We start from the raw sequence: 20,924 nt of genomic DNA, 5'->3' as shown, positions 1-20,924 counted from the left end.
GATGATGCCGCCAGTGTAGGAAGGAGGGTGGCCGGGAATCGTTGATACGAATCAATGCTATCGGGATGCCTGAATCCGTACATTTCGCCCCAGGTACCGGACGTGCCGGTGCAAGCACTTTGAGGAGGACGTGATGAGCGCGAGCTTCACCAAATCGACGGCCCGCAACATCTTTTACGGTGGGTCGGTGTTCTTTTTCCTGTTGTTCCTGGGGCTGACGCTGGATACCACCATGGCCCTGCCCAGCCATAACGCCAAGGCCAAGCTGACTGATGCGGCGGTGCGCGGCAAGAAGATCTGGGAGACGCGCAATTGTGGCGGCTGCCACACCTTGCTGGGCGAGGGGGCTTATTTCGGACCGGAGCTGGGCAATGTCTATGTGCGCCGTGGCCCGGATTTCATCAAGGGCTGGATGAAGGCCATGCCCACCAATGTACCCGGTCGCCGCCAGATGCCGCAGTTTCATCTGAACGACGGCGAGCTGGACGACGTGGTGGCCTTCCTGAAGTACACCTCCGAGATCAATACCAATAACTGGCCGCCCAATATCCAGGGCTGAGCGCACCAGACCAATCGCTGACGGAGATAAACATGAGCAATGCAAGTGCGGCGACGCTAGCGGCTGAACAAGCCCGTGCGCCAGCCCAGATCAAATACCGCTCGCAGGCGGTGGCCAAGCCTTATTTCATGGCGGCCATCGGCCTGTTCATCGGCCAGATCCTGTTTGGCCTGATCATCGGCCTGCAGTATGTGAAGGGGGACTTCCTGTTCCCGGCCATCAATTTCAGCACCGCGCGCATGGTGCATACCAACCTGTTGATTGTCTGGCTGCTGTTCGGCTTCATGGGAGCGGGTTACTTCCTGATTCCGGAAGAATGCGAGCGCGAGCTGTACAGCCCGAAACTGGCCATCATCACCTTCTGGGTGTTTCTGGTGGCCGGTGCGCTGACCATTGTCGGCTACCTGGGCCTGCCCTATAACGTGCTGGCCCACCTCACCGGTAACGACCTGCTGCCCACCATGGGGCGCGGTTACCTGGAGCAGCCGCTCATTACCAAGGTGGGTATTGTGCTGGTGGCGCTGTCCTTTTTGTTCAACCTGTCGATGACGCTGCTGTCCGGCCGCAAGACCAGCATCAGCATCGTGATGCTGCTGGGGCTGTGGGGCCTGGCCATCTTCTTCCTGTTCTCCTTCGTCAACCCCAACAACCTGGTGCTGGACAAGTACTTCTGGTGGTGGGTGGTACACCTGTGGGTGGAAGGGGTGTGGGAGCTGATCATGGGTGCCATGCTGGCCTTCGTGCTGGTGAAAGTGACCGGGGTGGACCGTGAAATCATCGAAAAATGGCTGTACCTGATCATTGCCATGACGCTGATCACCGGCATCATCGGTACCGGTCACCATTATTTCTGGATCGGCACACCGGCCTACTGGCAGGTATGGGGTTCCATCTTCTCCGCGCTGGAGCCGGTGCCCTTCTTCATGATGACCATGTTTGCCTTCAATATGGTCAAGCGTCGCCGCCGTCAGCACCCCAACCAGGCCGCCACGCTGTGGGCGCTGGGTACTGGTGTGATGTCCTTCCTGGGCGCTGGTGTGTGGGGCTTCCTGGGGACGCTGTCGGTGGTGAACTACTACACCCACGGCACGCAGCTGACTGCTTCGCACGGTCACATGGCCTTCTATGGTGCTTACGCCATGGTGGTGCTGACCATGATTTCCTACACCATGCCGCTGCTGCGTGGCCGTGAAGCCAACAGCCCGCAAGCACAGAATGTGGAAAAACTGGCGTTCTGGGTGATGACCCTGTCCATCGTCGGCATCACGCTGTGCCTGACCGCTGCCGGGGCGACACAGGTGTGGCTGCAACGCATGTCCAGCGCACCGCTGTCCTTCATGGAAACACAGGACCACATCATGCCGCTGTACTGGGCACGTCTGGTGTGCGGCCTGGGCTTCTTCAGCGGCCTGATGCTGTACCTGATCAGCTTCTTTGTCACCGGCAAGCGCGAAGCCTGAGTGAACCGAGCAACAAGCGGCCCGCAAAGGGCCGTTTTTTCATTGGAGACAAACCATGCCTGCCGACAGCCTGCTGCTGGAAGACATACCGCAAGACCGTCATGTGCCGGGAGACCTGGCCATGTGGTGTTTCATTCTGGCCGAGCTGGCGGTGTTCGGCGTGTTCTTCCTGGTGTACGGCTATCACCGCTGGCGGGAACCGGCACTGTTTTCCCACGGCCAGCAGCAGCTGCACCTGCTGCTGCCCACGCTCAATACCTTGCTGTTGCTGGCGGGCAGTGCGGCCATCGTGGCCGCAGTGCGCGCCTTTGCGCGAAACCGTCAGCGCAGCGGGCGGCGCTGGCTGATGTCCACCATGCTGGCCGGTGGCGGTTTTCTGGTGCTCAAGGCCATCGAGCTGGGTGGCAAGTTTGCCGCTGGCATCACCCTGTCCAGCGGCGATTTCTGGATGTTCTACCTCTCGCTCACCGTATTCCACTTTCTGCATGTGGTACTGGGCATGGTGATTGTCGCCGCCGTGTGGTGGCAGGCCCGCGACGGGCGCTATGCCGGTGCGGCCATTGATGGGGTGGAAACCGCCGCCGCCTACTGGCATATGGTGGACCTGGTGTGGATTGTGCTGTTTGCGCTGATTTACGTGGCGCGTTAAGCGCCGCAGTTTGTTGGCAGGGCTTATCTGGAATCAAGGCCATGGCCCTGCATGGCCGGTATCGTTGACCCCATGAACACACCCGCCCCCCTTACCCAATGGCTGTTGTGGGCCTGGCTTAGCGGCCTGACCCTGCTGGCTGCTGCCCTGGCCGAAACCGGCCAGCTGTCACAACACTGGCTGGCACCGCTGGTGCTGGGTTTTGCCTGGCTCAAGGGTTGGGTGGTCATCGAGCGATACATGGGGCTGCGCCATGCCCCGCACTGGCTGCGCGCCAGCGTGCATGGCTGGCTGCTGCTGGTGACCGGTGTGCTGCTGTTGAGTTTTCGCTAAGGAAAAGCCATGAATGCACCGCTGCGTCCCGAATTGTCCGCACCCTTCTATCAAGCGCAGGGCGATGAATGCCAGCTGTTTGAAGCCGCCTGGCAGCAGCAGTTGCCGGTGTTGATCAAAGGCCCCACCGGCTGCGGCAAAACCCGCTTTGTCGCCCATATGGCGGCCCGGCTGGGCCTGCCGCTGATTACCGTGTCCTGCCATGACGACCTGTCCGCTGCCGACCTAGTGGGCCGCCACCTGATAGGTGATGGCCAGACGGTATGGTGCGACGGCCCGCTCACCCGTGCGGTGCGTCAGGGCGGCATCTGTTATCTGGACGAAGTGGTGGAAGCACGCAAGGACACCACCGTGGTGCTGCATCCGCTCACCGACGACCGCCGCATCCTGCCCATCGAACGCACCGGCGAAGTACTGGTGGCCCCGCCCGGCTTCATGCTGGTGGTGTCCTACAACCCCGGCTACCAGCATGTGCTGAAAACCCTCAAGCCCAGCACTCGCCAGCGCTTTGTCGCCATGAGCTTCGATTTTCCGTCTGCCGAAGTAGAACAGCAGGTGGTGATGCAGGAATCCGGCCTTGGCGCGGCACAGGCGCAGCAGCTGGTGACGCTGGCCGGCCAATTGCGCCGCCTGTCCGGTTACGACCTGGACGAATCCGTCAGCACCCGCTTGCTGGTGTATGCCGCCAAGCTGATGGCATCCGGCATGCGCCCGGCGCTGGCCTGCCGCACCGGGCTGGCCGAACCGCTGAGCGACGAGCCGGACACCGTGGCGGCCTTGCTTGCCATCATCCACACCCAGTTTCCTGCCTGATCGGGGCCTGTCATGGAAGATATCGTCGGCGGCTGGTGGGACAAGCTGGTCAAGCGCGCAGCCTATCGCGGCCATGCCGCCGCTGCCGTGCGGCTGGAGCAGGTGGCACCGCTTGCGCCGGTATTCTTCCGCGCCATGGGCGGCGACCCGGCACTGGCGCTGCGCTCCACCGTGGGGACCGAACACGGCGCCCGCCGCCGCTGGCTGGAGCGCCTCTCCGGTACCGGCGAGCGGGTGGAACTGGCCTGGTCCGACTCACAGGCTTTCTATCTGCCGGAAAAAATCGAGCTGTTTGCCGATGCGGTGCTCAACCGCGAACTGTATTTCTGGCTGATGGCGCTGGCTGCCACCGCACAGCCTGCCGGTGACTGGCTGAATGCCAACCGCCATGCCGCTGCCGCATGCCTGTCCGCCATGCCCGGCCTGGCTACCAGCTATCAGCGGCTGGTGGCAGCCCATCTGCCACAACGGCCAGACCCGGCCCGCCTGCCGCCAGCCGAAGCGGCCTGGGAGCGCGCCATCCGCCAGGCCCTGCTGCAGCCACAGCAAGCGCTGGATACCCCGCCGCCAGCCCGCGCCCCTTATCCCTTGCCGCTATGGCTGCACCCGGCCCCGCCCACGCTGGAGCATACCGCCCCGTCCACCGCGCAGGACCCGCAGCAAAGCGGCCAGCGCAACAAGCCACAGCAGCGCCAGCGCCGCCGCTACCGCGCCCAGCGCGTGGTACAGGACGAGCGCAAAAACGGCATGCTGATGATTTTCCGCGCTGAAAGCCTGTTTACCTGGGACGAATACGTCAAGGTCAACCGCCATACCGATGAGGATGACGACGACAACGCCGCCGCTGCGGCCGAGGACATGAACCGCCTGTCGCTGGCGCAGGATGCCCACACCAAGGGCGGCAAGCTGAAGTTCGATCTGGACTTGCCCGCCGCAGCCTGGGACGACACCCCGCTGGGGCCTGGCCTGCTGCTACCGGAGTGGAACTGGAAACAGCAAAGACTGGTGGACGACCACTGCCGCCTGCAACCCATGCTGCCGCGCGATGCCGTACCGGCCGCCTTGCCTGCGCGCCTGCTGCCGCTGGCCCGTCGCCTGCGCCGCCAGTTTCAGGCGCTGGCACCAGAACGTACCCGCAAGAGCGGACAGGAGTGCGGGCCAGACATCGACATCGACCGCGTCATCCGCTTTCTGGCCGAACGCCACAGCGGAGCGGCCCAGTCCGAACCCGGCCTGTACCAGGCCTGGCCACCGGGCGAGCGCAGCCTGGCCTGCCTGACCCTGGCCGACCTGTCGCTCTCCACCGAAAGCTGGGTAGGGGACGAGGCTGGCCGCGTGATCGACGTCATCCGCGACAGCCTGCTCTTGTTTGCCGAGGCCTTGTCCGCTGCCGGCGACAGCTTTGGCCTGTACGGCTTTTCCTCCATCCGCCGTCACGAAGTACGTTTTCAGGTGCTGAAAGACTTTGCCGAACGCTACGACGACACTACCCGCGGCCGCATACTGGCCATCCGCCCCGGCTATTACACCCGCATGGGGGCGGCCATCCGCCAGAGCAGCCGCATCCTTTTGCAACAACCGGCTGCACGCCGCCTGCTGCTGATCATCTCCGACGGCAAACCCAACGACCTGGACCACTACGAAGGCCGTCACGGCATCGAGGACACCCGCCAGGCCATACTGGAAGCCCGCCGCGACGGCCTGCTGCCGTTCTGCCTGACGGTGGACCGCGAAGCAGGGGATTATCTGCCCCATCTGTTTGGCCACCGTGGCTATGTGGTGGTGCAACAGGCACAGATGCTGCCCAGCGTGCTCACCCGCTTGTATGCCCATTTGACTGCCTGAACAGCCGGCTGCTGTCCAGGCTCAACCCGACTCCAAGGTGTAATCACCTTCTTCACCCGGCCTTGTGCCGGGTTTTTTTTGATATGTGGCAAGTCGCCAGCCAGCCCGAGCCCGGACAATGGCAGACTGCTGCTCGGCAGATTCAGTCACTGGAAAGGAAACCTCATGGCCCGGAAATTTCCCCTGCACCCGGCACACCCGGAGCGCATTTGCTGGGGCTGCGACAAATACTGCCCGGCCGACTCCCTGCAATGCGGCAATGGCTCCGGCCGCACCCAGCACCCGGCGGAAGTACTGGGTGATGACTGGTATGAATACGGCGACTGGGGGCTGGAGGTGGAGCCGGAACAAAAATCGCTGACGCTGCCGGAGACTGACTAAGTCGCGGCATAGTCTGCTGTCAGACATTGGCCAACAGATAGCGTGCCGTCGCCTGACGGCGGATGACAGCGGCTAAGAGGGGGCGTGTATGCATGGCGTACAGTGCACTGATCATCTGATACCTACCTTCGGGTCAACGCAAATCGGCTGTTGAACCCGGCTGGGGGATGGCAGGTTGGGAAACAGGGCATCACAACTGGCGTCAACATCCGGGGTGGTAAACTCTACTTTTTCCCATGTTCGTGTGTCGTACACACCGGGGTAACTGCCTTTACGGCAGGAGAAATGCAAAGTGGACAAGGCAAGATACTGACCATCCGGTGAGAAACTGGCTGAATCAACAAGGTTGATGCTGGATTTGCTTGCAGTAAAAAATGCTCCGGCCGGAATATTCACTACTTGCTTGGTGGAAATGTGTCTGATTGATAAGCGTTGGCATGGTTCAGGTGAACTGCCCTCTGTTTGTTCAACCAGGAAATTCTTTTCTTTGTTCATGTCATCAATTGCGCCAGTCGTTTGCCCGGATAGTTTCATGACCTTGTCGCAAGCTTTTAGCCCCTTCATTTCAAGATAGCCATTATATAAAACAAGATATTGTTTATCTGAGCTCATTTTTATCCGGTCGGCTTCGGTGGCAGTGGTGTCGAGAATTTTGCATAGCTTGCCATCAAGATAGACATGAATTCCCTGGAAATACTCATCATTGTTCTCCTCGGTATCAATGCGAGTGATTGCATCTTTTTTGATGTGAATGTAGTTGATGGTGCCGGCTGACGCGGTTTGTAGCGCCAGTGCCAATACACTTGCATGGATTGCCAGTTTCATGATTTTTCATTCCTTAATAAATAAGTCAGTTTGATTGTTCCCAAGTGGTGCAATGGGGAAGGTGAAAACGTTATTGACATCCTCATCAGCGCAAAGTGTTTTAAGGGTGCGGCTGGGGGTGGGCAGGTTGGGAAACAGGGCGTCGCAACGGGCGTCGACATCCGGGGTGGTGAACTCCACTTTTTTCCAGGTCCGTGTATTGTATACGCCGGGATAACTGCCTTTGCGGCAGGAGAAATTAGGTAATGACAGGGCCAGATAATTGCCATCGGGTGAAAAACTGCCGCCGCCACTAAAGGAATGCTTGCGCATGGTGCGCTCAGATTTTTTCTGCGCATAAAATGGCTTTGCTGCGATACTTATTGTTTCACCTGTAGGTATTTTTCTTATCGATGCAATAGAGCATGACCAATCTGAGCCGTAGTCATCTCCGCGCAGAAAAATGCCCTTTTGCTTGTTCATGTCAGATATACCACCTACAGTAACATTTGAAGCCTCCATTCTGGTGTTGCAGATTTTTAGCTGTCCTATGTCAATGTAAGAATTGAATAGAATAAGAAATTGCTTGTCTGAACTCATTTTTATTTGTTGGGCAGCAAAGACGTCTCCGTAAGTTATTTCGCAAGTATTGCCATCAAGATGGACATAAGTGTTGCCCGGTGAGCCAAACTTTACTTCCTTGATGTTGGTGCGGACAATATCGTTATCTTTTATATAAATATGCGTGATGGTGTGTGCGGTGGCTGGTGTGCTGGACAGCGCGATGATGCCTGCGGTGATGATGGATTTCATTTTTTCTCCTCTACATTTATCATTCACTCAATTTTTCTTCTTTCAGTCGGCTGAGTTATTGTAGCGATGTGGTGTTAATATTCATTGAAATCCTCATCCACGCAAAGTGGTTGCAGGGTGCGGCTGGGGGTGGGCAGATTGGGAAACAGGGCATCGCAACGGGCGTCGACATCCGGGCTGGTGAACTCCACTTTTTTCCAGGTTCGTGTATCGTATACGCCGGGGTAACTACCTTTGCGGCAGGAGAAATTAGGTAATGACAGGGCCAGATAATTGCCATCGGGTGAAAATCTGCCGCCACCACCAAAGGAATTCTTGCGCATGGTGCGTTCAGATTTTTTCTGCGCATAAAATGGCTTTGCTGCAATGTTTATTTCTTTTGCTGTAGATATCTTATTGATTGATGCAATGGAGCAGGGCCAACGTAAGCCGTATTCGGTAATGCTAAGGAAAATATTTTTTTCCTTGTTCATGTCGGACAGATCTCCATAGGCTTTTCCAGAAAGCTTCATTTTTGTCTTGCAGGCCTTAAGTTGTTTCATATCCACGTAATCATTAAATAGTATAAGATACTGTTTGTCCGAGCTCGTTTTTATCCAGTCAGCTGCCGCAGCACTACCTTCAATGATTTCGCAGGTATTTCCATCCAGATGGACATAAGTGTGGCCCGGTGAGCCTTCCTTCGCTTGCTTGATGTCGGTGCGGATAATGTCGTTGTCTTTAATATAAATATGCGTAATGGTATATGCTGATGCAGCGGTAGTACTGAGCGCCAGTAGTGTTGTGACAATTGTGTATTTCATTTTTCATGTCCTTGTTTTTCGATGGCCAAGGTAAATCGGTCTGCATACTTGCTGAGATATTCTTTTTTATCTTTGGGTTCGATCTCATCACCAAGCACATGGTAGGCACGATAGCTTTGTTTTATTCTCTGCTCCTTGGCATAGATGCCACCATTGATGGCACGGCTGACTTCAATGATGCTGTTATCGTTCATGCTTTGCATGTGTAGCTTGATTTGGGGTCGTTCTGCAGTAATAAAGTAAGCGCCGCTATCAATGCAGTTATAGGGGTCGATGGCAATGATGTGCGGATTATTGATGATGGCGGGGCGGCGCTTCATTTTATCCGGCTGACGATTTTTATAAGCGGGGTCATCCCACCAGTATTCATCGAAGGCTGATTTGGTCAACCAGCCACGATAGCGCCAATATCGGGCGTAATTGCTACGCCCGGTCAGTTGCTTGAAGCCACGGCCACGGAATTTCTGTGCGTCTATGGTGTCGATATTGCCATTTCGCCAGGCATAGGAATTGCCACTAATTGTGCCGGTAGTGGTGTATCTGGTGTGGTTGAAAATATCGACTCGATCTTTCTGCTTGCTTCCCCACCAGTCTTTTTCTTTCATTTCATAATAAATTAATGACTCATCGATATATCTTTTCCCTATTTTTAATACATAATCCTGATACTGTGCAGTCTCCACCATACTTTTCAAAGCGTTAGACTCCACGCAGCCTTGGCCAATGAAATGGCTGCAGCGCAGGCCGGTATCAATCAGGTATTTGCGCATGGCCAGGTTGAGCGGGATTTTGTAATCTCGGATCTGTTCCTCTGCGCTTGGCCCTTGCTTGGGGGCGGCTTCCGGCAATACCGCCATTTCCATTTCCACGCTGCTCAGCCATTTGCATTTGCGGAATATCTGAATGAATTCACGCGGGTGAAAGTGCCAGATGTGATCTTCCAGACTGCGGTCGTATAAATTCCTTTCCTCCTGGTAACAACTCTTGCCGGCCTGGACCATGCTGCGCGGCAGAATCTGTTGCCAGAAGCTCAGCATTTCGATCTTGATCTTGTAGACCCGATAATCGGCAGCGGACATGACTTCTGACTTGGGGTTGAAGGCGCTTTCCTGCCGTACCCAGCCGTAGCGGGCATCCACCTTGTTGCTGTCCCATTCGGTGGGAAAGCGGCAGATGGTGCGTGAGAGCCGGGCTTGTTGTGCCGGGATGGCGGCCAGCAGCCTGTCCCTGGTTTTGGGCTGGCCAGGTGGCAACAGCCAGCCATGCAGGGTGGGGGACTGGCACAGGCCGTCGTCGCTGGGGTCGTCGTCTATCCAGGTCCAACCCAGCCAGTGCGGGAAGTCGGCATCGCTGTATTTTTTGATGTCGTTGCTGGCCAGGTTGACCCAATGCCAGCCGGTCGGGGTGTTGATCTGGTGCCAGTGCGGCAGTTGTGCGGGGAGTGCGCTGTGTTGTTCCCGGGCGACAAGTCGGCCAAAACGCAGCAGTTCGTATACTGCGCTGGCGGAGGCGGCCGGGTACTGATCGGCAATTTTTCCCGCCAGTTTCGCCATACCGGCTTCGTAGTTGTGCCAGTAGGCCGGTCGGTGGGAGTCCGGCAGCTGTGGATAGTGTTGGCCTTGTTGTTGCCGGGTGTGCAGGCTGATATTGCCCTTGTCGAATTGCAGGGTGACAAACAGTGGTCGGTCGGTGTGGCTGGCCGGACGCAGGCTGGCATGGCGCGGGCTCCAGTCGGCTTGCTCATTGGCAAACCGGTATAGCGGAGTGGCCGCAGGCAGATAAAAGTGAATGTCACCAAACAGGATGTTGTCGCGGCCATGCTGGGTGAGTGGCAGCAGGCCGCCGGTGCGGCCAGTCAGGCGGCGCAGGTTTTCGCTGTTGCAGAAAATTTCAAAATGAAAGCCTGCCTTTCCTCCCGCATAGCCGGACTGGCCCAATGCCTGTTTGCGTGGCAGCAACTTGCCGGTTTTAAAGGCATCCCGTACCGCCGGCTTCAAGTTGGCCAGATGCTGATAGACGGAAAAGAACACTACGTGGCCATCCGGCCCGGCACCGATTTCGGTTTCATGGCGCATCACCACGCAGCCGGGGCTATTCAAACCGAAGCGGGCGATGGGCGAGTCCGGCTCCGGCATGAGTTCACCGGGGCCGCAATCACGAAAATGGATGACATTGCCGCTGGCAATGGCGCGTACGGTATTGGCTTCACCGCTGCCGTTGAGCAGTACATGGATGCCGCCATGCCATTCGAAGCCCGTGCTCAATGGGTAACGGCCTACGCTTGGATCGGGCAGGATGCTGGCGAGCCAGTCAGCATCGCTTTGTTGTTGTTGGCGATGGTGTAAAGAGGGCGGGCTGATGAGCATGGTGTTTGGTCCTGTTTTACGGGGGAGGACGTCATTGGCGCAGAGCCTGTTATCGGTCGGCAGTTGTGCAAGCAGCATCTGTTGCCATGTCAGGTGCATGGTTGTTTGAGTCTGGATCTCGAGCTATCGGGAAATGGCGTTGCCTTGGTGGGAGATGTCTGAATTTTCTTGAATTGCTTCGGTATGGTTGGAGGATCAAGCCGGCATGGTGCCGGGATATTGCGTGATAGCTGGGATTAAGCAGGAGCGGAGACCCTGGCAACCCCATGGTTAAACCGTTGATTCGAATCAAGGAGGGGGATATGCCCGCGGGATGAAGATGCCGGCAACCAAGCATTACTGTCACGCTGGAGCCCTAACCATGAAGACCCCGCGCTTGTCCTGGCTGCCAAGAAGTGTGTTGTTGGCGGCCCTGCCTTTTTCCGTGATGCAGGCCTGGGCGGATACCGCCACTACCTCGACCTCCGCCCCGGAGGCGAAATACCAGGGAGCTGCCTCGCCGCTGGTTTCCGAACCCATGCACCAGAACATCAACCCCAAGGCCCCGCCGATGACCGAGGCGGAGTTCACCCAGGCCAAGCAGATTTACTTCGAACGCTGCGCCGGCTGTCACGGGGTGCTGCGCAAGGGGGCCACCGGCAAGCCGCTGACGCCGGATATCACCCTGACGCGGGGCACCGAATACCTGAAAACCTTCATCAAGTACGGCTCGCCAGCCGGCATGCCCAACTGGGGTACCTCGGGTGAGCTGTCCGATGCCCAGGTGGACCTGATGGCGCGCTATGTGCAGCAGGAACCGCCGACACCGCCGGAATTCGGCATGAAGGACATGCTGGGGACGTGGAAGGTGCTGATTCCACCAGAAAAGCGGCCAACGCATAAAGAGAACAATCTGGATGTGGCCAATCTGTTCTCGGTGACGCTGCGCGACGCCGGGCAGATCGCGCTGATCGACGGCAATAGCAAGCAGATCGTCAGCGTGCTGAAAACCGGCTACGCCGTGCATATTTCCCGCCTGTCGCAATCCGGCCGCTACCTGTACGTGATTGGCCGCGACGGCAAGATCAACCTGATCGACCTGTGGATGGCCAAGCCGGACACGGTGGCGGAAATCCGCATCGGCCTGGAGGCCCGTTCGGTGGAAACCTCCAAGTTCAAGGGCTTTGAAGACAAGCTGGCTGTGGCCGGGGCTTACTGGCCGCCGCAGTATGTGATCATGGACGGCAACAGCCTCAAGCCGCTGAAGATTGTCGGCACCCGTGGCATGACGGTGGATAACGAATACCACCCCGAGCCGCGTGTGGCTTCGATTGTGGCCAGCCACTTCAAGCCGGAATTCGTCATCAATGCCAAGGAAACCGGCAAGATCATGATGGTGGATTACTCCGACCTGGCCAATCTCAAGACCACCACCATCGACGCCGCCAAGTTCCTGCATGACGGCGGCTTCGATACTACCGGTCGCTATTTCATGGTGGCGGCCAATGCCTCCAACAAGGTGGCGGTAGTGGATACCAAGCTGGACAAGCTGGCCGCGCTGGTGGATGTGGGCAAAACCCCGCACCCCGGCCGTGGTGCCAACTTTGTCGACCCGCAATACGGCCCGGTATGGGCCACCGGCCATCTGGGCGACGACAGCATCAGCCTGATCGGTACCGACCCGGACAAGCACAAGGCCCAGGCCTGGAAGGTGGTGCGGGTGCTGAAGGGGCAGGGCGGTGGTTCGCTGTTCATCAAGACTCATCCAAAATCACACAATCTGTGGGTGGATACCGCGCTGAACCCGGATGCAGCCGTCAGCCAGAGCGCTGCCGTGTTTGACATCAACCATCTGGACAAGGGCTTTGTCACCCTGCCGATTGGCGAGTGGTCTGGCCTGGGCGACGGTGCCAAGCGCGTGCTGCAGCCGGAGTACAACAAGGATGGCAGCGAGGTGTGGTTCTCGGTGTGGAGCGGCAAGGACAAGCAATCGGCCATCGTGGTGGTGGACGACAAGACCCGCAAGCTCAAGGCCGTGATCAAGGACCCGCGCCTGATCACCCCCACCGGCAAGTTCAATGTGTTCAATACCCAGCACGATATTTATTGATTTGAAATAAGTCGTCGCCGTCCTTTCACTGTTGAAATCCGGCAGATCGTCCGTGGTCTGCCGGAACAAGGAGAGCAGCATGAAACATGTACTGATTGCGCTGGCCCTGGGTGGGCTGATGTCGGCCGGGCTGGCCCAGGCGGCCAGCGGGCCGGAACTGGCCAAGCAATACAACTGCCTGGCCTGCCACAGCGTGGATGCCAAGCTGGTTGGCCCGTCCTACAAGCAGGTGGCGGCCAAATACAAGGGGCAGGATGTCACCGCCAAGCTGATGCAGAAGGTGAAGGCGGGTGGTTCCGGCAGTTTTGGTGCCATTCCGATGTCGCCTAATCCGCAAGTGCCGGATGCCGACCTCAAGCAGCTGGTGACATGGATTCTGGCCCAGTAAGGCGTGGCATCTGTCTGGTGGCCTTGCTGGCAATCAGCCTGTGCCAGCAGGCCACAGCAGCGCCACCGGCAGAACCCCGTGCGGGTGAGCTGCTGCAACTGCTGCATAACGATTGCGGTGCTTGCCACGGGCTTAGCCTGAAAGGCGGGCTGGGCAGCCCGCTCACCCCCCAGGCACTGGCCGGCAAACCGGCCGACAGTCTGGTGGCCACCATTCTCAATGGCCGCCCCGGCACCCCGATGCCGCCCTGGCGGCCTTTCCTTTCCGAAGAAGAAGCGCAATGGCTGGTTCAACTCTTGCAACAGGGCGGCGCACGCTAGCCCGTCTGCTGGCACCGCTGCTGTGCCTGACTCTGGCCGCCTGCGCCAGTACGCCACCCTTGCGTGGCACGGGCAATCTGGGCGTGGTGATCGAACGCGCCAGCGGCAGCGTGCAGATTGTCGACAACACCCATGAACAGGCGCTGGCACGGGTGCAGGGCCTGGGCGATCTGTCCCATGCCTCGGTGGTGTTTTCCGCGGATGCCCGCTATGCCTATGTGTTTGGCCGCGATGGCGCCATCAGCAAGGTGGATTTGCTCTCCGCCCGGCTGGTGAAGCGGGTGGAGCAGGCCAGCAACAGCATAGGCGGAGCCATTTCCAGCGATGGCCGGGTGATTGCCGCACAAAACTACAGCCCCGGCGGGGTGAAGCTGTTTGATGCCGACAGCCTGGCCTTGCTGGCCAGTGTTCCGGCCGCTGCCGGGGCCAATGGCCAACCATCGCGCGTGGTGGGCCTTGCCGACCTGCCGGGCAAGCGTTTTGCCTATGCGCTGTTTGATGCCGATGAAATCGATGTGCTGGACGCCAGCACGCCCACTGCACCCAAAGTCCAGCGCTTCCAGCATATCGGCAAGCAACCTTACGACGGGCTGGCCAGTGGCGATGGCCGCTATTTCATTGCCGGGCTGTACGGCGAAGACGGGCTGGCCTTGCTGGACAGCTGGCATGCCGATGCCGGTGTGCGGCGCATTCTGGCCGGCTATGGCCGTGGCCGTCAGACCATGCCGGTGTACAAGATGCCGCATTTGCGCGGCTGGTCCATCGCCGGGGATTACGCCTTCCTGCCTGCCATCGGCCAGCATGAAATATTGGTGGCCGACAACCGCAGCTGGGCGCAGGTGGCGACAGTTCCGGTACTGGGCCAGCCGGTATTCGTGATGGCCGAACCGGGCGGGCGGCGGGTGTGGGTCAACTTTGCCTTCCCCGATAACGACAAGGTGCAGGTGATTGATGTGCCGACCCGGCAGCTAATCAAGACCCTGCAACCGGGCCGCGCCATCCTGCACATGGAATTCACCCCGCGTGGCGATGCGGTGTGGCTGTCCAGCCGCGATGACAACAAGCTGGTGGTGATCGACACCGCCACACTCACCGTGCGCCGCACCTTGCCGGCGCTGGAGCCATCCGGCATTTTCTTCAGCAGCCGTGCCGGCAGGATGGGGATGTGATGCCAGACCCTTCAAACCCTGGCGTACTGCCGCCACGCAGCCTGCAGGCACTGGACCGCTGCCAGAAGCAGTTTCCGCTCAGTGCCACGCCGTTTGCCGACATGGCCGCCATGCTGGACGATGGCTGGACAGCCAGCGCGCTGCTGCAACTGCTGCAATCAGCCCGGCAGGCTGGCCTGCTATCGCGGCTGGGCGCGGTATTTGCACCCAATACCGTGGGCAGCAGCACGCTGGCCGCACTGGCCGTGCCGCCGGAGCGGCTGGATGCAGTGGCCGCCTTTGTCAGCAGCCATGCCGAGGTCAACCACAACTACCAGCGCGACCACCACTTCAACCTGTGGTTTGTGGTAACGGCCAGCGATGCCGCCGCCGTGGCCGACGTGCTGTCGCGCATTCATCTTGCCACCGGGCTGGCACCGCTCAACCTGCCCTTGCTGCGCGAATATCATATCGACCTGGGCTTTGCGCTGGATGGCAGCGTGGCTGCGCGCCAGCCACAACCGCAGCCGAAGCCAATACGCCCAAACTGGCGGCAGCAACGCCTGCTGGCCGCCTTGCGTGACGGCCTGCCGCTGCAATTGCGGCCGTTCCAGCTGCTGGCCCGCGACTGCGGCCTGACCGAGCCGGAGGTGCTGCAGCAGTTGCAAGCCTGGCAGGAGCAAGGCGTGCTGCGGCGCTTTGGCGCGGTACTGCGCCATGCCGAGCTGGGCTATCGCCACAACGCCATGTGCGTGTGGCAGATCGACGATGCCGCCCGCCGCGCAGCCATCGCCCGCCAACTGGCGACAGAACCGGCCGTCACCTTGTGTTACGAACGCCCGGCGCGGCCGCCGCACTGGCCTTATCAGTTGTTCTGCATGATTCACGCCAGTGATGCCGCCAGCCTGCAGGCCATGCTGGACGAACTAATCCGGCGACACGACTTGCAGCCTTACCCGCATGCGGTACTGCCCTCAATCAAACGCTACACCCAACGCGGAGCCTGTTATGGCCATCACGCATAGCCGGGCTGCGCTCAACCCGCTGGAAACCAGCATCGTCAACCAGCTGCAAGGCGGCTTTCCGCTTACCAGCCAGCCCTTTGCCCATGCCGCTGCCACCCTGGGTTGCAGCGAGCTGGCCTTGCGGCAAGGGCTGGATGGCCTGCTACAGCGCCAGGTGCTCACCCGTTTTGGCCCGCTATACCAGATAGAACGCATGGGCGGCTGCTTTGTGCTGGCGGCGCTGGCGGTGCCACCGGCACGCTTTGACGAAGTGGCGGCGGCAGTCAACAGCCTGCCGGCGGTGGCGCACAACTATCAGCGTACGCATAAGTTGAACATGTGGTTTGTACTGGCCGCCGCCAGCCAGGCCGGGATTTCCGCCGCTTGCAGCGCTATCGAACTGCTGACTGGTCTTACCGTGCATGCCTTCCCCAAGCAGCGCGAATACTTTGTCGGCATGCGCTTTACCGTCGGCGGCCAGGCGGCAGTGGGGCAGGCCAGCGCCGGGCGTGGCAGTTTGGATGAACAGCCCGTGGCGCCAGAACTGGACGAAGACGACTGGCGGCTGATCCGCGCCAGCCAGGCCGGGCTGCCCTTGGTGGCGCAGCCCTACCGCCAGCTGGCCGACGCCCTGCAATTGCCAGAGCAGGAGGTGTTGAGCCGGCTGGGCCGCATGCTGGAGCAGGGAGTGATACGCCGCATCGGCGCAGTGCCCAATCATTACGCCATCGGCTACCGCGCCAATGGCATGGCGGTGTTTGATGTGGCGGACGAACTGGTGGACGAACTGGGCCAGCAACTGGGTGCGCTGGACTGCGTCAGCCACTGCTATCGCCGTCCGCGCCACCTGCCGCACTGGCCGTACAACCTGTTTGCCATGGTGCATGGTGACAATCGCCGCGCGGTACGCGAACAGCAGGCGGCGCTATTGCAATTGCTCGGCCCGGCCTGCCGCCGCCATGCCTTGCTGTTTTCCACCCGCATCCTGAAAAAGTCCGGCCTGCGGGTGTAAGCCGGGATTGATCCCGTTGATACGGGTCAAGGAGACGGGCCGGGGGCGGCCTGCACACTGATGGCCATCACCATTGCCGGAGCCAGCCATGCTGCGCCTGACACCCTATCTGCAAAGCCTGCTGGAGCCGGCCGCCGCCCCCGCCCGTGGCGGCAAACCCGGCGGCCCGGTGGTGATCTGGAACCTGATCCGCCGCTGCAACCTCACCTGTCAGCATTGTTACTCCACCTCGGCCAACAAGGATTTCCAGGGCGAACTGAGTACGGCAGAAGCCTGCGCGGTGATGGACGATCTGTACTCCTTTGGCGTGCGGGTGCTGATTCTGTCCGGTGGCGAACCCCTGCTGCGGCCGGATATCTTCGAGCTGGCTGCCCGTGCCAAGGCCATGGGCTTTTATGTCGGCCTGTCCAGCAACGGCACGCTGATAGACGAGCGCAATATTGCCGCGCTGGCGGCGGTGGGCTTTGATTATGTCGGGGTCAGCCTGGATGGCATTGGTGCCACCCACGACCGCTTCCGCCGCCTGGTTGGCGGCTATGAGCTGGCCTTGCGCGGCATGCGTCTGGCACGCGATGCCGGGCTGAAAGTGGGCCTGCGCTACACCATGACCGAAGACAATGCCGATGACTTGCCTGCGCTATTGCAGCTGCTGGCGGTGGAGGATATCGACAAGTTTTACTTCTCCCATCTCAATTATGCCGGGCGTGGCAACAAGCACCGGGCGGATGATGCCCGTCAGCCGCGCACCCGCTGGGCAATGGACTTGCTGATCGAGTCCTGCCTGCAGCACATCCGCGCTGGCCAGCCGCGTGATTTTGTCACCGGCAATAACGACGCCGATGCGGTTTATCTGCTGCACTGGGCTGCCCGCCATTACCCGGCACAGGCGGCGCAGCTGCGCCAGCGCCTGCTGGCCTGGGGTGGCAACGCCAGCGGGGTGAACGTGGCCAATATCGACAATCTGGGCAATGTGCACCCGGACACCATGTGGTGGAAGGTGCAGCTTGGCAATGTCCGCCAGCGGCCGTTTTCCGCCATCTGGCGAGATGAGTCCCATCCCTTGATGGCCGGACTGCGCCAGTCGCCACGGCCGGTGGAAGGGCGCTGCGCTGCCTGTCAGCATCTGGCCATCTGCAATGGTAATACCCGGGTGCGCGCCTGGGAGCTGACCGGCAACTTCTGGGCGGCGGACCCGGCCTGTTATCTGAGCGATGAAGAAGTAGGCGTGGCCAGCGGCGTGCATGCGCTGGCACCGCTGACGCCATGGCAAAAGGAGGCTGTCTGATGAAGCGCTGGTTAGTCTTGCTCGGCATGGCGCTGAGCCTGCCACTATATGCCGCCCCCGCCGCCGACATGGACCCATCCGCCGCCGCGCAGTTATATGGCCAGCATTGCCAAAGCTGTCACGGGGCTGACCGCTTGGGCGGCATGGGCCCGGCCTTGCTGCCGGAAAGCCTGGAGCGGCTGAAAACTGCCGAAATCAGCAATACCATCCGTCAGGGGCGCAGCGCCACCCAGATGGCCGGTTTTGCCGGCCAGCTGACGGATGAACAGATCAGCCAGCTCACCGCCTATGTACAAAGCGCTCCGGCCACGCCACCGCGCTGGAGCGATGCCGACATGCGTGCCTCGCACCGCCAGCCGGTGGCGCTCTCCAGCCTGCCGGCCAGGCCGCAATACACAGCCAATCCGCTCGACCTGTTTGTGGTGGTGGAGGCGGGCGATCATCATGTCACGGTGCTGGATGGCGACCGCTTCCGGCCTATCACCCGCTTTGCCAGCCACTATGCGGTGCATGGCGGGCCCAAGTTTTCCCCCGATGGCCGTTTTGTCTATTTTTCCAGCCGCGATGGCTGGGTGACCCAGTACGACCTGTACAGCCTGCAAGTGGTGGCGGACATCCGCGTGGGCCTGAATACCCGCAATATCGCGGTATCGGATGACGGTAACTGGATTCTGGCCGGCAATACCCTGCCGCAAACGCTGGTGCTGCTGGATGCGCACGGTCTGGCCCCGGTGAAAACCATTGCGGTGCGCGATGCCGCCGGTCGCCCGTCGCGGGTGTCCGCCGTGTACGAAGCCGCACCGCGCCACAGCTTTGTGGTGGCGTTAAAAGATGTGCCGGAGCTGTGGGAAATCAGCTACGACCGCCACGCCGCACCGGTTTACCCGGGTCTGGTGCATGACTACCAGATGGGCGAGGCGCTGGGTCAGCCGGGCTTTCTTACCCCGCGCGTGACGCCGCTGTCCATGGTGCTGGACGACTTTTACTTCGACCCGTCTTATCAGCATGTGCTGGGTGCTTCACGCAGCGGTCAGGCGCAGGTGATCAGCCTGGATGCGCGCAGCAAGGTGGCGGACCTGCCGCTGGATGGCATGCCGCATCTGGGGTCGGGCATCAGCTTCGAGCGTGATGGCCACCGCATCATGGCCACGCCCAATCTCAAGGGCGGCCAGCTCAGCTTTGTCGACATGGACAGCTGGCAGTTGATCAGGCAGGTGCAGCTGCCGGGGCCGGGCTTTTTCCTGCGCAGCCACGAAAATACGCCCTATGCCTGGGCCGATTCCATGATGAGCGCACACAAGGACACGCTGTCCATCATCGACAAACGCAGCCTCAGCGTGGTGCGCCAGCTGGTGTTGCGGCCGGGCAAGACCACTGCGCATGTGGAGTTCACCCGCGATGGCCGTTATGCGCTGGTGTCGGTGATGGAAAATCCCGGCGAGCTGATTGTGGTGGATGCGCAAACCCTGCGCGAAGTGGCGGCGCTGCCCATGGCCAAACCCATAGGCAAATACAATGTGTTCAACAAGGTCAACCGTTCGGAAGGGACCAGTCACTGAAGCCGGCAGTCGTTGGAACCACCGAACGCCAGCGCGCATGCGCCATGCTGGTTCTACGCCGTTTGGCGTAGTTGCCTGATGCTTTGTGTGCATGGCGATGTCGGTGCCGGCGGCCTATAGTCGGCGGCATGACGGGTGCGTGCACCCGGCCCGCCTTTGGAAAAATCATGCAAACAGTCGATATTCCTGCTTTCTTGCGGCATCAGCCTTTGTTCCAGCAACTGTCTCCGGCGCAGATTGAAGCGCTGGTGCCCTTTACCCACGAAGTGCGTGGCTGCAAGGGGCAGGTGATCTTCCAGAAGGGCGACCCGTGTGATGGCATGTTCCTGGTGGTGTATGGCCGGGTGAAACTGGCCATTTCCTCGTCCCAGGGCAGTGAAAAGGTGATGGAAATCATCCATCCGGGCCAGAGTTTTGCCGAGGCGGTGATGTTTCTGGGCAAGCCCTGCCCGGTGATGGCGCAGCTACTGGAGGATGGCTTTTTGCTGAAGGTGGAGGCGCAGGGCATCAATCAGGCCATCGAAAAAGACCCGGCCTTTGCCCGCCGCCTGCTGGCCGGCCTGTCGATGCGTCTGCACGGCCTGGTGCGCGATGTGGAGCGCTACACCATCGAAACATCGCTGCAACGGGTGGTGGGTTATCTGTTGCAGAACGCCGACCTCACCGTACCCATGCCGCTGGTGACATTGCCGGTCAACAAGAACCTGATTGCCTCGCGGCTGAACCTGACGCCGGAAACCCTGTCGCGCATGTTGCACCAGCTGAGCGAAGCGCAGCTGATCGAGGTGAACGGCCGGGAAATCAGCCTGCTGAATGTGGACGGCCTGCGCCAGAGCGCCGACTAGGCGGCCCTGCCTGCGGTGACAAGCAAAAAACGCCTGACTGTGTCAGGCGTTTTTCTTTGCCGGGCAGGCTTACCACTTGTAGCTGAGGGTGGCGCTGATATTGCGCTTCTCGCCGTAGTAGCAGGCATAGCTGCTGTAGCACGAGGCCACGTAGGTCTTGTTGGCCAGGTTGTTGGCGTTGATCTGCAGCGTGCTGCCTTTGAGCGACGGGCTGAACTGGCCCAGTTGCAGCCGCAGGCGCAGGTCGTACAGCGTGACACCCGGAATGGTCAGGGTGTTGGCGCTGTCAGCCCACATCCAGCCGGTATGGCGAATGCCGCCGCCCAGATTGATGCCGCTGTCAAAGGCATAGTCCAGCCAGGCGGTGGCCTTGTGTGCCGGTGCCAGATACGGCGTCTTGCCCTGGTTGCTGCCTTCGGTCACTTCCATGTCGGTATAGGTGTAGCCC

22 protein-coding genes are annotated in these 20,924 nt (G+C 60.1%); 17 read left to right on the top strand and 5 right to left on the bottom strand.

What is annotated here, in order from left to right:
* The first annotated feature begins 133 nt into the window (after positions 1–133).
* From JHD62_RS16500 to JHD62_RS16470, 7 genes are all read left to right on the top strand, one after another.
* Positions 134–559, top strand: coding sequence for a cytochrome c (locus tag JHD62_RS16500; RefSeq protein ID WP_178972681.1), 426 nt, complete (start codon positions 134–136; stop codon positions 557–559).
* 32 nt (positions 560–591) lie between these two features.
* Positions 592–2,019, top strand: coding sequence for a cbb3-type cytochrome c oxidase subunit I (locus JHD62_RS16495; RefSeq protein ID WP_199103820.1), 1,428 nt, complete (start codon positions 592–594; stop codon positions 2,017–2,019).
* A gap of 55 nt (positions 2,020–2,074) precedes the next feature.
* Positions 2,075–2,668: a cytochrome c oxidase subunit 3 gene (locus JHD62_RS16490; RefSeq protein WP_199103819.1), complete on the top strand. Its 594-nt coding sequence runs from the start codon at positions 2,075–2,077 to the stop codon at positions 2,666–2,668.
* Between the two features lie 72 nt (positions 2,669–2,740).
* Positions 2,741–3,001, top strand: a complete 261-nt coding sequence (locus tag JHD62_RS16485) for a cytochrome C oxidase subunit IV family protein (RefSeq protein WP_199103818.1) — start codon at positions 2,741–2,743, stop codon at positions 2,999–3,001.
* A gap of 9 nt (positions 3,002–3,010) precedes the next feature.
* The gene (locus tag JHD62_RS16480; protein WP_199103817.1) at positions 3,011–3,814 is read left to right on the top strand and encodes a CbbQ/NirQ/NorQ/GpvN family protein; all 804 of its coding nucleotides are present in this window, start codon (positions 3,011–3,013) and stop codon (positions 3,812–3,814) included.
* Between the two features lie 12 nt (positions 3,815–3,826).
* Positions 3,827–5,659, top strand: a complete 1,833-nt coding sequence (locus JHD62_RS16475; RefSeq protein WP_199103816.1) for a nitric oxide reductase — start codon at positions 3,827–3,829, stop codon at positions 5,657–5,659.
* Positions 5,660–5,824: 165 nt separating this feature from the next.
* The gene (locus tag JHD62_RS16470; protein ID WP_199103815.1) at positions 5,825–6,040 is read left to right on the top strand and encodes a DUF3079 domain-containing protein; all 216 of its coding nucleotides are present in this window, start codon (positions 5,825–5,827) and stop codon (positions 6,038–6,040) included.
* Between the two features lie 111 nt (positions 6,041–6,151).
* Here JHD62_RS16470 and JHD62_RS16465 read toward each other — a convergent pair whose 3' ends face one another.
* The 4 genes from JHD62_RS16465 to JHD62_RS16450 all read right to left on the bottom strand — a co-directional run bounded on the left by JHD62_RS16465 (position 6,152) and on the right by JHD62_RS16450 (position 10,013).
* On the bottom strand, positions 6,152–6,865 hold the full coding sequence (locus JHD62_RS16465; RefSeq protein ID WP_199103814.1) for a hypothetical protein: 714 nt from the start codon (positions 6,863–6,865) through the stop codon (positions 6,152–6,154).
* 6 nt (positions 6,866–6,871) lie between these two features.
* On the bottom strand, positions 6,872–7,657 hold the full coding sequence (locus JHD62_RS16460) for a hypothetical protein (protein WP_199103813.1): 786 nt from the start codon (positions 7,655–7,657) through the stop codon (positions 6,872–6,874).
* A 74-nt stretch (positions 7,658–7,731) separates the two neighbouring features.
* Positions 7,732–8,460: a hypothetical protein gene (locus JHD62_RS16455; protein ID WP_199103812.1), complete on the bottom strand. Its 729-nt coding sequence runs from the start codon at positions 8,458–8,460 to the stop codon at positions 7,732–7,734.
* Positions 8,457–10,013 carry a hypothetical protein gene (locus JHD62_RS16450; protein WP_199103811.1) on the bottom strand — a complete coding sequence of 519 codons (1,557 nt, stop codon included), beginning with the start codon at positions 10,011–10,013 and terminating at the stop codon, positions 8,457–8,459. The genes JHD62_RS16455 and JHD62_RS16450 overlap by 4 nt, the downstream gene beginning before the upstream one ends.
* A 231-nt stretch (positions 10,014–10,244) precedes the next feature.
* Between JHD62_RS16450 and JHD62_RS16445 the strand changes: the two genes are divergently transcribed.
* The 10 genes from JHD62_RS16445 (at position 10,245) to JHD62_RS16400 (ending at position 20,476) form a co-directional block, all read left to right on the top strand.
* Positions 10,245–10,805, top strand: coding sequence for a hypothetical protein (locus JHD62_RS16445; protein WP_199103810.1), 561 nt, complete (start codon positions 10,245–10,247; stop codon positions 10,803–10,805).
* 382 nt (positions 10,806–11,187) lie between these two features.
* The gene (locus tag JHD62_RS16440; RefSeq protein ID WP_304506254.1) at positions 11,188–12,915 is read left to right on the top strand and encodes a nitrite reductase; all 1,728 of its coding nucleotides are present in this window, start codon (positions 11,188–11,190) and stop codon (positions 12,913–12,915) included.
* A gap of 79 nt (positions 12,916–12,994) precedes the next feature.
* Positions 12,995–13,303: a c-type cytochrome gene (locus tag JHD62_RS16435; protein WP_045846240.1), complete on the top strand. Its 309-nt coding sequence runs from the start codon at positions 12,995–12,997 to the stop codon at positions 13,301–13,303.
* A complete protein-coding gene (locus JHD62_RS16430; RefSeq protein ID WP_199103809.1) occupies positions 13,285–13,623 on the top strand; it encodes a cytochrome c in 339 nt (112 codons plus the stop codon). The genes JHD62_RS16435 and JHD62_RS16430 overlap by 19 nt, the downstream gene beginning before the upstream one ends.
* A complete protein-coding gene (locus JHD62_RS16425; protein WP_199103808.1) occupies positions 13,584–14,792 on the top strand; it encodes a cytochrome D1 domain-containing protein in 1,209 nt (402 codons plus the stop codon). Before JHD62_RS16430 ends, JHD62_RS16425 begins: the two co-directional genes overlap by 40 nt.
* Entirely contained in the window at positions 14,792–15,796 is a 1,005-nt protein-coding gene (locus tag JHD62_RS16420; RefSeq protein ID WP_199103807.1) for an Lrp/AsnC family transcriptional regulator, read from the top strand. Before JHD62_RS16425 ends, JHD62_RS16420 begins: the two co-directional genes overlap by 1 nt.
* The gene (locus JHD62_RS16415; protein WP_199103806.1) at positions 15,780–16,787 is read left to right on the top strand and encodes an Lrp/AsnC family transcriptional regulator; all 1,008 of its coding nucleotides are present in this window, start codon (positions 15,780–15,782) and stop codon (positions 16,785–16,787) included. Before JHD62_RS16420 ends, JHD62_RS16415 begins: the two co-directional genes overlap by 17 nt.
* 88 nt (positions 16,788–16,875) lie before the next feature.
* Entirely contained in the window at positions 16,876–18,072 is a 1,197-nt protein-coding gene (gene nirJ / locus JHD62_RS16410; RefSeq protein WP_199103805.1) for a heme d1 biosynthesis radical SAM protein NirJ, read from the top strand.
* Positions 18,072–19,631, top strand: coding sequence for a cytochrome D1 domain-containing protein (locus JHD62_RS16405; protein WP_199103804.1), 1,560 nt, complete (start codon positions 18,072–18,074; stop codon positions 19,629–19,631). The genes nirJ and JHD62_RS16405 overlap by 1 nt, the downstream gene beginning before the upstream one ends.
* Positions 19,632–19,798: 167 nt before the next feature.
* Positions 19,799–20,476 carry a Crp/Fnr family transcriptional regulator gene (locus JHD62_RS16400; RefSeq protein WP_199103803.1) on the top strand — a complete coding sequence of 226 codons (678 nt, stop codon included), beginning with the start codon at positions 19,799–19,801 and terminating at the stop codon, positions 20,474–20,476.
* Between the two features lie 69 nt (positions 20,477–20,545).
* On the opposite strand, the gene JHD62_RS16395 is transcribed toward JHD62_RS16400, so the two are convergent.
* Positions 20,546–20,924, bottom strand: a 379-nt coding sequence (locus JHD62_RS16395; RefSeq protein ID WP_199103802.1) for a TonB-dependent receptor domain-containing protein, incomplete at its 5' end; no start/stop codon positions are given.

The organism is Aquitalea sp. ASV11, assembly GCF_016429185.1.
In the GTDB taxonomy this organism is placed as follows: Bacteria; Pseudomonadota; Gammaproteobacteria; order Burkholderiales; family Chromobacteriaceae; genus Aquitalea; species Aquitalea pelogenes.
The sequence above is the reverse complement of the archived record's forward strand: the minus strand, read 5'-3'. Positions and strand labels throughout refer to the sequence as shown.